A 16,924-nucleotide genomic window follows, 5' to 3' on the forward strand; every position below is an offset into this window, starting at 1 on the left:
GCGTAACTCGGCCCGTCAGGTATGCCGCAGGTGAGTCCACTTGATGAGAGGATGAGGTCTTGCCTTGGAAAACGAAACCGCCGCGCACTCCTGCGCAGCGGTTTCGCAAGCGTTAGTTTTTCGAACGGCCTACCCGCGCCAGCCCGGCGCTGCCGCGTCTGGCACCGGAAGCACGTCCGGTACCGGCAGCGTTGTGCTGCGCGCCGACGTATCGAAGCCGATAAGCTCGATGTCGTCGACCCAGTACTTGCCAGCGCCGGTCCCGAGTTTGATCTGAATCTTCATGTCGATCGGTGTGCCGGTCGTGACCAACGATACCGTTTGCAGGACGTAGTCGTACGTACCTGTCGGCACGAAGATCTTGAGCTTATCCTTCGTCCCTTCGACGTGATCGATTATGAGCGCGATCTGGCCGTCGCCCACGAGGTTGTTGGCGCGTATAAAGGCGCTCATCTCGACTGTGTCACCGAGATCGAAGTTGATGAACGCGAAGCCTTGCGTGGCCTTCGACGTAAGCGTGGCTTGACCTCTCACTTGCAGCGAGCACTCGCCAGAGTTTGCGAACAACTTGTCGGCCGTCCCGTCGCCGTCCTTGTCCTTATTGCACTTGCGCTTGGCGTTGGACGATGCGGTCGCATCCCAGCTGTCTGCCCTGGTCAGCGTCAGGCCCGGGATCTCGAAGCCGGCGTTCTGCAGGAAGAACTCAGGCGGACTCACCGGGTTGACCGTGAGCGAGACGGTCGCAACGTTCGAGTCGACCGTGCCGTCGTTGGCGTGATACGTGAAGCTGTCCGGCCCGAGGTAGTCGGCGTTTGGCGTGTAGGTGAAGCTGCCGTTCGGGTTGAGCGTCAGCGAACCGTTCGCCGGACCGATGTCCAACACCACCGTGAGCGAGTTCCCGTCGACATCGCTGTCGTTGACCAGCACGCCCGGTGCTGCGATGACCAACGCCGTGTCCTCGCTCGCCGTGTAGCTGTCGTCAACCGCCACCGGCGCGTCGTTGACCGGGTTGACGGTAATCGACACGGTGGCGACGTTCGACTGAAGCGAGCCATCGCTGGCGCGGTAGGTGAAGCTGTCCGGCCCGTTGTAGTTGGCGTTCGGCGTATAGGTGAAGCCGCCGTCGGCGTTGAGCGCGAGCGAACCGTGGATCGGATTGGCTACCACTGCGGCCGACAGCGCACTGTTCTCGACATCGGTGTCGTTGCCCAGCACGCCCGGCGCCGCGACGATCAACGGTGTGTCTTCGTCCGTCGCGTACGCATCGGCGCCAGCCGTCGGCGCATCGTTCACCGCGTTGACCGTGATACTGACCGTCGCGATGTTCGACGTGAACGTGCCGTTGTCTGCACGATAGGTGAAGCTGTCCGGCCCGTTGTAGTTGGTGCTCGGCGTGTAGGTGAAGCTGCCGTTCAGGTTGAGCGTCAGTCCACCGTGTGCCGGGCCGGAGACGAGGATCGCCGTGAGTGGCAGTCCGTCGCCGTCGACGTCATTGCCGAGTACGCCCGGAGCCGTCACGTTCAACACCGTGTCCTCGTTGGTCGAGTACGAGTCGTTGTTCGCATCCGGGATTTCGGTCGCATTGCCGACCGAGATGAACACGGTAGCGACGTTCGACTGCAGCGATCCATCGGTGGCCCGGTAGGTGAAGCTGTCCGAACCGTTGAAGTCAGGCAGGGGCGTGTAGGTGAACCCACCCGTGATCGTCAGCGTTAGCGAACCGAACGACGGTGGAGCAACGAGCTGTACCGTAAGCGAGTTGCCGTCGACATCGCTGTCGTTGGTCAGCACGCCCGGGTTCGGTTCGATCAGCGTGGTGTCTTCCGTCATCGAGTACGAGTCGTCCACAGCCACCGGCGCATCGTTGATCGGGTTGACCGTGATGGTCACCGTAGCGATGTTCGATTGCAGCTGGCCATCGCTTGCACGATAGGTGAAGCTGTCCGAGCCGTTGTAGTTGGCGTTCGGCGTGTAGGTGAAGCTCCCGTTCGGGTTGAGCGTGAGCGACCCATGCGCCGGACCCGTAGCCAAGACCGCCGTTAGCGCCGACCCTTCGATGTCGCTGTCGTTGCCGAGCACGCCCGGCGCGGTGACGTTGAGCGCGGTGTCCTCATCCGTCGAGTAGCTGTTGTTGACAGCGACTGGCGGATCGTTGACCGCGTTCACGGTGATGTTGACCGTAGCGACGTTCGAGTTAAGCACGCCGTCGTTGGCGCGGTAGCTGAAGCTGTCCGAGCCGTTGTAGTCGGCGTTCGGCGTGTAAGTGAAGCTGCCGTTCGGGTTGAGCGTGAGCGATCCGTGCGCGGGACCGGTCGACAGGATGGCTGTCAGCGGGTTGCCGTCGACATCGGTGTCATTGCCCAGCACGCCCGGCGCCGCGATGTTGAGCGCTGTGTCCTCGTTGGTCGTGTAGCTGTTGTTGACAGCCACTGGTGCGTCGTTGACCGGGTCGATCGTGATGGTCACCGTCGCGACGTTCGAGTCGGCAGCACCGTCGTTGGCGCGGTATGTGAAGCTGTCCGAGCCGTTGTAGTTGGCACTTGGCGTGTAGGTGAAGCTGCCATCCGGGTTGAGCGTGAGCGACCCGTGGGCAGGACCGGAGACCAACGCGGCATTCAACGGATTGCCGTCGATGTCGCTGTCGTTGGTCAGCACGCCCACCGCGGGTACGGTGAGTGCCGTATCTTCATTGGTCGTGTAGCCATCGTTGACGGCCACCGGCGGGTCGTTGACCGGATCAACGGTGATCGACACAGTTGCGACCGGCGAGTTGACGGAACCGTCGTTGGCGCGGTATGTGAAGCTGTCCGAGCCGTTGAAGTCGGCGTTCGGCGTGTAGGTGAAGCTGCCGTTCGGGTTCAGCGTGAGTGACCCGTGGGCGGGTCCGGCGGCCAACACGGCGGACAGCGGGTTACCGTCAATGTCGGTGTCATTGCCGAGCACGCCCGGCGCGGCGATGCTGAGCTGCGTGTCCTCGTCAGTCGCGTAACTGTCGGCAACGGCAACCGGCGCATCGTTGACCGGATTGACCGTGATCGTGACGGTTGCGACGTTCGACAGCAGCGAGCCATCGCTTGCGCGGTAGGTGAAGCTGTCCGGCCCGTTGTAGTTGCTGTTCGGCGTATACGTGAAGCCGCCGTTTGCATTAAGGCTCAACGTACCGTTCGTCGTCGTGGCGACCAACTGCGCTGTCAGGGTGCTGCCTTCGACATCGTTGTCGTTGGCAAGGATACCCGGCGCGGCGATGGTGAGCACGGCATCCTCGTTGACGTTGTACCCGTTGTTCTGTGCCACCGGCGCATCGTTCACCGGGTTGACCGTGATTGCAACGGTAGCAACGTTGGAGGTCAGCAACCCGTCGCTTGCCACATAGGTGAAGCTGTCCGGCCCGTTGTAGTTGGCGTTCGGCGTATAGGTGAAGCTGCCGTTCGGGTTGAGCGTCAGGCTGCCGTGATCCGGCGTATCGACGACCTGTGCCGTCAGCGGATCAAGGTCGACATCGCTGTCGTTGCCCAACACACCCGGTACAAGTACGGTCAGTACGACATCCTCGTTCGTCGAGTAGCTGTCATCCACCGCGACCGGCGCATCATTTACACCACCGATCGAGATCGTCACCGTGGCGATGTTCGAGTTGACGGTGCCGTCGTTGGCGCGGTAAGTGAAGGTGTCGACGCCGAGGTAGTCGGTGTCCGGCGTGTACGTGAAGCTGCCGTCGGAGTTAAGCAGCAGCGTGCCGTTCGACGTAGTGGAGACCAGGACCGCGGTCAGCAGATCGAGATCGACATCGGTGTCGTTGCCGAGCACGCCCGTAGCCGGGACGATCAGCGCGACATCTTCATCTGTGCTGTACCCGTCATTGACTGCGATCGGGGCGTCGTTCACCGGGTTGACCGTGATCGTCACCGTCGCCACGTTGGAGTCCGCCACGCTGTCGCTGGCCACGTAGGTGAAGCTGTCGGAGCCATTGAAGTTGGCGTTCGGCGTATAGGTGAAGCTGCCGTCGGTGTTCAGTGTCAGCCCGCCGTTGTTCGGCGCATCGACCACCTGCGCGGTCAATGGCGACGCTTCCGTATCGCTGTCGTTGCCCAGTACGCCCGACGCGGGGATGTTGAGCACGACATCTTCATCGGTTGAGTAGCTGTCGTCCACGGCGACCGGCGCATCGTTGACCGCATTCACCGTGATGGTGACGGTCGCGATGTTCGAGTCGGCCGTACCGTCGTTGGCGCGGTACGTGAAGCTGTCGGAGCCGTTGAAGTTGGCGTTCGGCGTGTAGATGAAGCTGCCGTCGGCGTTTACGGTAACGGTACCGCTGGACGGATCGGTGACCTTGATTGCGGTCAGCGGGTTGCCGTCGATGTCGGTGTCGTTGTCGAGAACACCCAGAGCGGCGACGTTAAGCGCCACGTCTTCGTCGGTCGAGTAGGCATCACTTACGGCCACCGGCGCGTCGTTGACCGGGTTGACCGTGATCGTCACCGTCGCGATGTTCGAGTTGGCGATGCCGTCGTTGGCGCGGTAGGTGAAGTTCACGCTGCCATTGAAGTTCGCTGCCGGCGTGTAGGTGAAACTGCCGTCAGGATTAAGCAACAGCGATCCACTTGCCGGGCCAGTGACGAGAACCGCGGTCAACGGGTTGCCGTCGACATCGCTGTCATTGGTGAGTACACCATCGGCCGGGACGTTGAGCGCCACGTCCTCATCGGTCGTATAGGCATCGCCCACCGCGACCGGCGCATCGTTGACCGGGTTGACGGTGATCGTCACCGTTGCGATGTTCGAGTCGGCGGTGCCGTCGTTGGCGCTGTAGGTGAAGCTGTCCGAGCCGTTGAAGTTCGCGTTCGGCGTGTAGGTAAAGCTGCCGTCCGAGTTGAGGTTCAGAACACCGTTGGTCGGGCCGGTAGCGAGCACCGCAGTCAGCGGATCGAGGTCGATGTCCGTGTCGTTGGCGAGGATACCCGGCGCATCGACGCTGATTACGGCGTCTTCGTTGACGTTGTATCCATTATTCACAGCCACCGGGGCATCGTTGACCGGGTTGACCGTGATCGACACCGTCGCGATGTTCGACAGCAGCGTGCCGTCGCTGGCGCGGTAGGTGAAGCTGTCCGAGCCGTTGAAGTTCGCGGCCGGCGTGTAGGTGAAGGCGCCGTCTGCATTGAGGCTCAACGTACCGTTCGTCGTCGTGGCGACCAACTGCGCTGTCAGGGCGCTGCCTTCGACATCGGTGTCGTTGGCAAGGATACCCGGCGCAGCGATGTTGAGCACGCCATCCTCGTTGACGTTGTACCCGTTGTCGGCAGCCACCGGCGCATCGTTGACCGGGTTGACGGTGATCGTCACCGTCGCGACGTTCGAGTCGACGGCGCCGTCGTTGGCGCGGTAGGTGAAGCTGTCCGAGCCGTTGAAGTTCGCGGCCGGGGTGTAGGTGAAGCTGCCGTTCGCGTTCAGCGTCAAGACACCGTTGGTTGGCCCAACGGCCAGCAGCGCGTTCAGCGGATTGCCGTCAGCGTCGCTGTCATTGGTGAGTACACCATCCGCCGGAACGTTGAGAACCACGTCCTCATCGGTCGCATAGGCATCGTTCACGGCCACCGGGGCATCGTTAGCCGGGTTGACCGTGATCGTCACCGTCGCGACGTTCGAGTCGGCGGTGCCGTCGTTGGCGCGGTAGGTGAAGCTATCCGAGCCATTGAAGTTCGCGGCCGGCGTATAGGTGAAGCTTCCGTTGGCGTTCAAGGTCAGCAGACCGTTGGTCGGTCCATCCACGAGCGCCGCGGTCAGGAGGTTGCCGTCGACATCGGTGTCGTTGACGAGCACGCCCGTCGCGACGTTGACGATCAGCGCCACGTCCTCATTCGTCGCGTAGCTATCGTCTACCGCGACCGGCGCATCGTTGACGGGGTTAACCGTGATCGTCACCGTTGCAGGGGCCGCCGAGTTTGCCGTGCCGTCGTTGGCAAGATACGTGAACGTGTCGGTGCCGTTGAAGTTCGCGGCCGGCGTGTAGGTGAAGCCACCGTTTGTGCTGAGGCTCAACGTGCCGTTCGACGTCGTGGCGACCAACTGCGCTGTCAGGGCGCTGCCTTCGACATCGGTGTCGTTGGCGAGCACGCCCGTCGCGACGTTGACGACCAGCCCCACGTCCTCATTGGTCGAGTAGCTGTCATCCACAGCGACAGGGGCGTCGTTGACCGGATTGACCGTGATCGTCACTGTCGCGACGTTCGAGTCGGCGGTTCCGTCGTTAGCGCGGTAGGTGAAGCTATCGCTGCCGTTGAAGTGGGCGGCCGGCGTGTAGGTGAAGCTGCCATCGCTGTTGAACGTGACGGCGCCATTGGCCGGGTCGCTGACCTTGACTGCGGTGAGCGGATCCGTCTCCACGTCGGTGTCGTTGGCGAGCACACCGGTACCGATGTCGACAACCAGCGCCACGTCCTCATTGGTCGAGTAGCTGTCGTCGACAGCGACCGGCGCGTCGTTAACCGGGTTGACCGTGATGGTCACCGTTGCGACGTTCGACAGCAGCGTGCCGTCGCTCGCGCGGTAGGTGAACGTGTCACTGCCGTTGAAGTTCGCTGCCGGCGTGTAGGTGAAACTACCGTCAGTGTTGAGGTTCAGGATACCGTTGATCGGCCCAACTTCAAGCACAGCAGACAGCGTATCGAGGTCGACATCGGTGTCATTGACGAGCACGCCCGTCGCGACGTTGACGACCAGCGCCGCGTCCTCGTTGGTCGAGTAGCTGTCATCCACGGCGACCGGCGCGTCGTTGACTGCGCCGACGTTGATGGTCACTGTTGCGACGTTCGAGTCTAGCACGCTGTCGCTAGCATTATACGTGAAGCTGTCGGATCCATTGAACCCGGCGTTTGGCGTGTAGGTGAAGCTGCCATCGGCGGCAAGAGCCAGCGTACCGTTGGTGACATTGGTGACGAGCTCCGCGGTCAGCGTATCGAGGTCGACATCGCTGTCGTTGGCGAGCACACCCGTCGCGATATTGACGACCAGCGCCACGTCCTCATTGGTCGAGTAGCTGTCATCCACGGCGACTGGCGCGTCGTTGATCGGGTTGACCGTAATGGTCACCGCTGCAGGAGTCGCTGAGTCTGACGTGCCGTCGTTGGCGAGATACGTGAACGTGTCGGTGCCATTGAAGTTGGCATTCGGCGTGTAGGTGAAGCTGCCGTCGGCGGCGAACAACAGCGTGCCGTTGGTGACGTTCGCGACGAGCACGGCCGTCAGCGGGTTGGTCTCCGCATCCGTGTCGTTGGCAAGCACACCGGTAGCGATGGCGACAACCAGCGGCGTGTCTTCGTCCGTCGAGTACGCATCGTCCACAGCCACCGGCGCATCGTTGATCGGGTTGACCGTGATGGTCACGGTCACCACGTTGGAGTCCGCAAGCGTGTCATTCGCCTTGTAGGTGAACGAGTCAGTGCCGTTGTAGTCAGCGTTCGGCGTGTAGATGAAGCTGCCGTCGCTGTTGAGCGTGACAGCGCCATTGGCCGGGTCGCTGACCTTGATCGCGGTGAGCGGGTCGGTCTCCGTGTCGGTGTCGTTGCCGAGGACACCCGGAACAGCAACCGTCAGCGGCGTGTCTTCGTCCGTCGAGTAGCTGTCGTCCACGGCGACCGGCGCATCATTCACCGGGTTGACCGTGATGGTCACGGTCACCACGTTGGAGTCCGCAAGCGTGTCATTCGCCTTGTAGGTGAACGAGTCAGTGCCGTTGTAGTCGGCGTTCGGCGTGTAGATGAAGCTGCCGTCGCTGTTGAGCGTGACAGCGCCGTTGGCCGGGTCGCTGACCTTGATCGCGGTGAGCGGGTCGGTCTCCGTGTCGGTGTCGTTCCCGAGCACGCCCGGAGCCGCCACGTTGAGCGGCGTGTCCTCGTCGGTCGAGTACGCGTCAGCAGTTGCGACCGGCACATCGTTGATCGGGTTGACCGTGATGGTCAGCAGTTGTCGCCTGCCACCGGCGCATCATTCACCGGGTTGACCGTGATGGTCACGGTCACCACGTTGGAGTCCGCAAGCGTGTCATTCGCCTTGTAGGTGAACGTGTCGGTGCCGTTGAAGTTCGCGTTCGGCGTGTAGGTGAAACTGCCGTCGCTGTTCAAAGTCAGCGTACCGTTGGTGACGTCGTCCACGAGCACGGCCGTCAGCGGGTTGGTCTCCGCGTCAGTGTCGTTGCCGAGGACACCCGGAACAGCAACTGTCAACGGCGTGTCTTCGTCCGTCGAGTAGCTGTCGTCCACGGCGACCGGCGCGTCGTTAACCGGGTTGACCGTGATGGTCACCGTTGCGGGCGCCGCCGAGTTAGCCGTGCCGTCGTTGGCGAGATACGTGAACGTGTCGGTGCCGTTGAAGTCCGCGTTCGGCGTGTAGGTGAAGCTGCCGTTCGCGTTCAAAATCAGCGCGGGGTTGGTGGTGTCGTTGCAGGAAGTCTCGAGCGTCACCAGGCGACGGGTCGTTAACGGACCTATGGTCACTGTTGCAGGGGCCGCCGAGTTGGCTGTGCCGTCGTTGGCGAGATACGTGAAAGTGTCGGTGCCGTTGAAGTTCGCGTTCGGCGTGTAGGTGAAACTGCCGTTCGCATTCAAAGTCAGCGTACCGTTGGTGACGTCGTCCACGAGCGCGGCCGTCAGCGGGTTGGTCTCCGCGTCGGTGTCGTTGCCGAGGACACCCGGAACAGCAACCGTCAACGGCGTGTCTTCGTCCGTCGAGTAGCTGTCGTCCACGGCGACCGGCGGGTCGTTGACCGCGCCGACGTTGATGGTCACTGTCGCGATGTTCGAGTCCAGCAGGCTGTCGTTTGCGTTATAGGTGAAGCTGTCGGACCCATTGAACCCGGTGTTCGGCGTGTAGGTGAAGCTGCCGTCGAGTGCGAGGAGGAGCGTCCCATTGGTCACGTCGGTGACGAGGACCGCGGTCAACGGATCGAGGTCGACATCGCCGTCGTTAGCGAGCACGCCGGTAAGCGCATCGACGATCAGTTCGACGTCCTCTTCGGTCGCGAACGTGTCATCCACGGCGACCGGGGCATCGTTCACCGGCTCAACTGTGATCGTAACCGTCGCTTCGGTCGAGTCCACCGTCCCATCGTTAACAATGTACGTGAACGTGTCTTCGCCGTTAAAGTCGGCGTTCGGCGTGTAGGTGAAGCTGCCGTCGAGTGCGAGGAGGAGCGTCCCGTTAGTCACATCGGTGACGACCGTGGCTTCGAGCGTGTCAAGTTCGACGTCGGTGTCATTAGCGAGGACACCGGTAGCGATGTCGACATCCAGCGCAAGGTCTTCATCGGTCGTGTACGTGTCATCCACGGCGACCGGCGCGTCGTTGATCGGGTTGACGGTGATAGTCACCGTTGCGTCTGCCGAGTCGATTGCGCCGTCGTTGGCCTTGTACGTGAACGTGTCGGTGCCGTTGAAGTCGGCGTTCGGCGTGTAGGTGAAGCTGCCGTCACTGTTCAGCGTAAGCGCGCCGTTGGTCACGTCGGTGACGAGCACCGCCGTTAGCGGGTCGGTTTCGGCGTCGGTGTCGTTGGCGAGGACACCGGTTGGTGTATCGACGACCAGTTCGGCATCTTCGTCAGTCGTGTACGTGTCATCTGCGGCGACGGGTGCGGTGTTGGATCCGGCGTTGAACGCCAGCTCGACGAGCTGAAGCTCGGGTGAGTAGATCGGATCGGTTGTGCTCAGCGTTGCACGATACTGCGCGTAGCGCGCTGACGCGCCGATCGATGCATTGTTCGAGATCGCGGTCCAGCCGCTCCAAGAGCCGTCAGGAGTCGCGGTGTCGCCGGAGCGCACTTCCATGGCGATTGCCGTGCCGGTTGGCTCGGTGCTCTGCCAGCTCATCAAGCCCCACGTACCCGCACCGCCGCCGTCGAACACCCGCGACGTGAACGTGCAGGGTGAGGCGACCGGCGACATGCGCATCCAGTCGACGACGAGGTCGAGGGTCGCTTCGCCTGCGCTGTTGTTGAAGTCACTGAACATCGGGCGCATCGATGTCGTCGGATCTGTGCCCGGAAGCGTGACGGCGAGTTGATAGACTTGCGCGCCATCCACATAGAACGTCACAAGGTTTGACAGCCACTCGATCCGATACACATGCGGCGTGCCGATATAGGCGAACGAACCCGGTATCGCGACCTCGGCCGTCGATCCATTCTGATTCACACGCGCGTAGATCGTGTCGACTGAACCGCCTGTGCTAAACATGACCCAAGACTGCGGAGTGGGGCTGAAGTCATAGGCGAAGCCGAGATGCTGGAACGTATCTGCACTGAACGTCGCGCGCGCCTCGAAGACGTGACCGGCCTCGTAGAACGTGGAAGTGGCAAGCAGGACGTCGTTAACGGCGACCGAGCCGCCGCTTACCGTCGCACTTGGCGTGTTGAATAGACCTTGCCAATTGCTGACCGTCCAGACCGGGTCGAGTGCAGCACCGCTGAACTCGTCGGACAGCGACGCCGCAAGACTCACGGCGCCATCGCCGCTCGGCCAGACGACGCAGTCGCCCGAACCAGCACCGAAGTCGACAACAGTCGTATCGGTCAGCGAGATTGGCGGCGCATCCTCGGTCGTGAACGTCCACGTGTCGGGCGCGCCCAGCGGGTTGCCCGCTAGATCCGCGACCGACGCGGCGACCGTGACCGTGTAGGTGGTCGCGAATGCAAGGTCGGCGTCCGGATCGATGGTGACCGTTGCCAACACACTGTTGTACGTCACCGTCGCAGGCACATCCGATGGCGCACCTTGTGCACGCAGCGTGAACGCGCCGGTGACACTGGCCGGGTCGAGCAGTTCATCGAAGCCGACCACGACCGACGTGCCAACAGGGACGCTGGTCGCAGACTGCACCGGCGAGCGCGAGATGATCGTCGGCGGGGTGACATCCGGGCCGGCGTTGTATTCGATCGAAACGAGTTCGAGCACCGGCGTAACGAACGGGTCGGTGGTGCTGAGAGTCGCTTCATATTGGATGTAGCGGCTGTTGACGCCCACCGTAGCGCCATTCGTGACCGGCTGCCACGCGCTCCATGAACCGTCAGGTACGACCGTTTCGCCCGTGCGTACGCGCATTGTGATCGCGGTGCCCGCCGGTTCGGTGCTGATCCATGAGATCTCAGCCCAGTCGGACGGCGTGCTGCTGCCGAAGACGCGCGACGTGAAAGTGCACGGCGAGTTGTACGGCGTGACGCGCGCCCAATCCACGATGAGCGGCGTGACGGTGAAGAAGTCGCTGAATGCGGGGTACATCGGAGTCGCGACCGTCAGCGGTGATGTGTGGATGAGTACGCCATCGATGTAGAAGTTAAATCCAGTCGTCGTCCACTCGACCCGATACAGATGCGGCGAGCCGAGGTAGCTGGCGCCGTTCGGGATAGCGTAGTCCGCGTTACCTCCCGGTGTGTTCAGACGCGCGGACAGACCACCACCGTTTTGGGTGCTGAACATCGCCCACGGTCCATTGTTGTAGACCTCGCTGAAGTCGCCCGCGATCAGGTTGCTGCCGCCGAAGCCACCGTTCTGGAAGGCTTGCGACGTGAATGTCGCGACGAATTCGAGCGTCAGGTTGGCCGTGTACGGACTGCCAGTGGAGACGCGTTGACCATCCACGGATAGAACGCCGCTGCCGACTGTAGCAAAACCACCAGTGTTCCATGGCGCGCTGCGCTCGACCCAGCCTGCAGGGATGGACGTTCCGTTGAATTCGGACGCGGCGGTCGGCGGTAAGGTCACGGCGCCGTCGCCGATGGTCCAGACCGTGCAACCGCCTGTGCCGTTCGAGAAGTCGGCCGTGGTCGTATCGCCGACGCTCGGCATGTTCGTCGTGAACGTCAACGGTAGAGCTGGCGGCTCTGGCGACGTGGACGTATTCGCCGACAGGTCGGTCGACACCACGCGGTAGTGGAACGTCGTGTTGAGCGGGAGACCGAACAGCGTGACGCTGTGAGCGGTCGTATTCAGCGGGTTGTTTTCCGAACTGCTCAGCGTGCCCGGATCGGTGCCGAACAACACCGTGGAGTCCGACAGTTCATTCGTGGTCCATGTGATCGTCACGTCGTTGTTCGGAGCGACCGTCGCCGTCACATCCGAAATGACCGGGCCTGTGGAGTCGACCGAGTAGTCGGCGACGTATGCGCCGTTTTCCGCGTCGAACGTCACATACTGCACGCCCTTGAACGTCTCGTACGTATAGGGTATGAGCAGCCCGTTCCGTGTCAGATTCACCAACGGACCGGCGATCCCCTGTGCCGGCAGCATCGCGCGCAGGCCGCGCGCACCACTCGCCTGCGCGATATCGAACGTAAGCTGATCACCCGCCCAGTTGATGTTGTTGAACTCGGATCCGTTGCGGCCATCGAGCCACGTCAGCATCTGATAGGCGCTAACGACCGGAACGCTGTTGCCCAGTGCCATTGGCACGAGCGTGTTCGCGCCGTAGCTTAGCGCCCCGTCCGTATGCATATTGGCGGTAATGACGCCGATGTAGTGCTTGGTTGGATCGTTGGCGTTGTTGATCAACGTCTGGAAGTGCGTACCCAGAGTCTGCTGCGACTCGTCGGTAAGCTGCGTCAACGCCTGATAGACGTCGATCAACTGGCCGTTGTCTTGTGCGAAGCGCATCGGCAAGCCGCTGCCGTTGAAGTAGCCGGGGCGATCAAGCAGCCAAGCACCTGGCCAATAGTAGTAGTTGGTGTCGAGGCGGATTCCGTTTGCGAGCGACGCCTCGGCCATAGTCGAGAAGTCCGTCCACGTCACGCAGTGGTTGCGGTTCGAAGCAGGCGACCGGTTCAGCGCGTACTTCGCCTGCCATGCAGAGATCTCGTTGGCGATCGCGGTCGCGGCGGTTGCCGGGTCCCAATTCGTGCATGCGGTACCAAACGGATGGATGGATACCTCGAAGCCGTCTTGCTCGGCTTGGAACGCCTCGGCAGGAGTCAAACCGGAGTCGATGTAAATGTACGAGGTCGCACGAATGCACTCCCAGTCCTCGACTGAGCATCCCGGCAGGCCCTGAGTGCGGTAGTAGTTGAAGAAGTTCAGCGTACCGCTTGTACTGGAGTGATCGTCGCCGGTCATCAGCAGCACGATGCGTTCGCCCCGCGGCAGATACCAGAAGCGCGGCAGCGGTTTCTTGTCCGCGTTCATGTCCAGAATCATGTTCGCGAGCAGTCGCTGTTGTTCATCAGCGGTCGGAATCTGTGCCTTATTCAGGTCGATCCAATCCGGATAGAACATATCGTTGGCACGCAGCGTATCGTTGCCCGTGATGGGCAAGTCGGTGTTCACGCCTGCCAACGTGGGATTGCCTTGCCGCGTGTAGACGACCGACTTCGCCAGATCGTACGTGAACGCGGCCGCTTGACCGCCGTTAAGTCCGACGCTGCGCATTGTCACTGCGGGGTTGGCTGTGGCGGCTGCGGACGTGCTGTAGAGCCACGCCAGCGCAGAAGCGCCGTTCAGCGTGTAGCGATCGGCCGTGCCGTGGAACTGAATCGTCTCGTTGACGATTCCTTCGCCCGGTGTCCCGACAGTCGTATTGACGAGCAGCCACGCATCGGAAAGCGTCGTACCGACCGAGGTCAGGCCGAGCAGCCCCGCAAGATCGAGGTCGGGGCGCATGGCGATCAAGTTGCCGCCATTGTTGACCCACGTGGCGAACATGCTGGCCTGCGTCGAATCGAGCGGCATTTCGCCCAAGATGACGACGTCGTACGCCGACAGCAGCCCCGCGTCGACGAATGTGATGTCGGTGACGAAGAAGGCGTTGAGGCCTTCCGCGCGCAGGATTTCCGCGTAGTAGCGGCTGAACGGGTTAAGCGCCGAGGAGACTACCAGAATCGGCCCGCCCGGACCTTCGTCCGGCGGCGGGGGAGGCGAGACCTCGGTTGTAAACGACCATACCTCGTTCGCACCGAGAGGCAGCCCGGCAAGGTCCGTGACTGCGGTCGTAATAGTCGCGGTATAGGTCACGTTGTATTCAAGCGGCGATGACGGATTGAGCGTGGCGGTCTGGCCGCCCACGTCGTAAGTGACGACCGCCGGAATCAGGTTGTTGAGCGAATCGCGCAGCTCGAACGATGTACCGTTGATCGTCGCGCCGATCATCGGCTCGGAGAAGGTCGCCGATACGTTACTGCCGACCGAAACGCCGATTGCACCGTTATTCGGGATGACCGAGGTGACGGTGGGCGGCGTCGTATCCGGCACCACCTCGGTGACGAACAGGACATCGACCCAGTAGTTCCAGTACGATCCGCCGACGCTCGTGGGGAAGACCGGCGACGCGCTGTAGGCATAGACGCCGTTACCGCCATTGGCGGCGCCGAATGCGGTCAATGGCCCGCGCGTCCAATCCCCTGCCGAGAAGTAATTGATCGTTTCGGCGTGAACGCCGGTAGGAGCATGATAGGAGGCCACATACGTCGTATTGGCGGTGATGGCAACGGGACTTGGCAAATACATAGTCTGCCAGCCGCTGGCTGTTTCGTTGGTAAACGTGACTTGAGACAGCAGTGTGCCGCCTTCGGTCCACAAGCTGCCGACGTGCGTGCCCGTGTTCTGTACGCCCTTATAGAAGCGGATAGCCGTGATGAAGCCGCTCTCTGACGCCTTGAAGCGGACACCGATTTCCAGCCCGGATCCATCATCGACGTTGGGGTTGAGCGGCACGAAGCTGTTGTCCCACAGCGAGCAGGGGCAATCGCCCTCCTCGACCGTAACGGTCACGGTCGTGGACGGTACCTCGAGGTTGCCGCTATCATCGACGGCGCGGGTACGCAGTACATAGATACCCGGCGTTGACGGCGAAAACACGTACGTCCAATTCGTCGTACCGGTTGCCCATCGCCAAGTCACGCCGTTGTCGGTCGAAATCTCGATACCCGCGACAACGCCGCCACCGGAGTCCGCTGCCGTTCCGGTGACCGTCACCGGCATCTGCACGGTAGCGCCGTTTGACGGCGAGGTAATTGTGCTGGTGGGCGCGGTCGCGTCAGTTGATTGTGTGGCAGCTATCAGCCCGGCCTGCAGCGTTTCAGGTTGAACGTTGCCCATGTCGGCGAACAGGTTGACTGTTGCTTGCTGCATGTCGGCGCTAGGCGATGTCTCGCCGCGATCATGGTTGCCATCGAGGCCCCACGACCACTGAATCGTTCCAGCGCCAAACACAAGCGCGCCACTTGGCGCTTTGTACATGGTCAGATTGTGGGTGGCGATTTCGGGACCGAAGTCGGAGCTGTAGTCGAGCAGCTTCTGATCCACGAGATGGGTGGTCGAGGACATCTTGAACAAGCCGGCGGGCCGGTCGTTATTGTCCAGCGCCTCGTCCCACTCGTACCCTAACGTACTTTGTGTGAGGGTTGCCTGTGTTCCCGGCAGCAGAGTGGCGATCGACGTATTTCGCCAGAATCGTAAATTCGAGTATTCGGACGGCACTTGAATCGGATACGAACAGCAGTTGACCGTGAATATCTGGCCGACAAGCCTGTTCTCCGGGTCGGGCTCCCAGTCGTCAATGCGCGGGTCGCGCCACGTGCCGGTGTAATCCACCGGATCGATCCCCTCCGGCCAGATTTCGTCATTGTGGGAGTCTTTGTATCCCACCATCGTCCGCAGCGGCGTATTGTTGCCGTCGATGCTGTTCTCGTACCGAATTCGCCAGAAGATTTCATTTCCCGTAAAGAACGCCAGATGTTTGCCTGCCGCGAGCGCAGCTTCGACATTGTCGCGCTGCGCCTGCGACCAGTATTCGTCATGGCCGATGAAGAGCAGAATCGTCGGGTCGAGCAATTCGGCTGGGTAGCGATGCGCATCGACGCCGGAAATATAGGTGACGTCGTATCCGTTGCGCTCGAGCCAGCGGATCATCGGATATTCCGAGTTGAAGACCCAGTCCTCAGGCGCGTATTCACGGGTCGTTATCGGGCGGTTGTAGCTCACCTTGTGGGCGCGGTCCGGGTTCAGGCCCGGGGAAGTACCCGGCCCTAGCCATGCATACAGACTGCCGGTGCCGTAGCGGTTGTATGCCTGCCACGTCGTGTCCTGCGTCTGGAACAGAATGTCGGATTGGCGCGCGTCGTCACGCACGACCCACGCAATATGGCTGCCGTTGTTGATGTTGAGGGCTTGGCCGTTCGGCAGCGCCTTTGCGAAATACACGCCACTTACAGCGTTGGCCGGAATCGGCCATGTGGCCGTAACGGACCAGTTGCCACAGTCGTATAGTCCGGTGACAGGATCGGTGATGCAGGCCGGCTGTGCCGGGGAGGTCGTGCTGCCTGACGGAATGGTCGCGACCAGACGTGCACCGGCACCGTTGTAATAGCCCATGCGGTAGATATACAGCGCATAGGGGCCGGGCGCCGTGATCTTGAACTCGACCGTTTGCCCGACGTTGTAGCTGATATCTGTAGTGAATCCTTGAAGGGTGGGGTCACCTTCGCCAATGACGTCCCACTCAGAAGCAGGATTGCCTGCTAACGCATTCTCGGTCACTACTGGATTTGGGGGTTGCGCCAACGATGGAGCGCCATCGATAACGAAGATAACACCCAGAATGATCAGCACCACGCAGGTCATAATACGACGTGTGGCTAGCTGCATATTGCCCTCCGGAATCTTCCGGCCATACAACAACATTAAGGGACGCCCGTGAGTGGTACCCTGATACTATCATCTCACGGCTTGTAGTTATGCGCTACTCACTATTCGCGGCCGGACTCGCGACAGTACGACCATAGAATGGTACTTTCGTATAGATACCATTGAGGAGCAGGTGGGCATTAAGTCCTGGATGATCGTTGACGATGGTGTCGCATTTCAGACTATGCGAGCGAAATTGCGGATTTCAGGCGGAAAGTCGGCCCATAGAGGCTCGAAGGCGTGGACGAATAGAGCGTGGTTGA

The 16,924-nt window shown here is 61.5% G+C and carries 2 protein-coding genes; both read right to left on the bottom strand.

The window, feature by feature from the left end; translation table 11 throughout:
• Nucleotides 1–129: 129 nt before the first annotated feature.
• The gene (locus tag IPM16_01765) at nucleotides 130–7,932 is read right to left on the bottom strand and encodes a tandem-95 repeat protein (GenBank protein ID MBK9121838.1); all 7,803 of its coding nucleotides are present in this window, start codon (nucleotides 7,930–7,932) and stop codon (nucleotides 130–132) included.
• Between the two features lie 26 nt (nucleotides 7,933–7,958).
• On the bottom strand, nucleotides 7,959–16,622 hold the full coding sequence (locus IPM16_01770) for a tandem-95 repeat protein (protein ID MBK9121839.1): 8,664 nt from the start codon (nucleotides 16,620–16,622) through the stop codon (nucleotides 7,959–7,961).
• Between the last annotated feature and the right edge of the window lie 302 nt (nucleotides 16,623–16,924).

Source organism: Candidatus Flexicrinis affinis (assembly GCA_016716525.1).
GTDB classification, from domain to species: Bacteria; Chloroflexota; Anaerolineae; order Aggregatilineales; family Phototrophicaceae; genus Flexicrinis; species Flexicrinis affinis.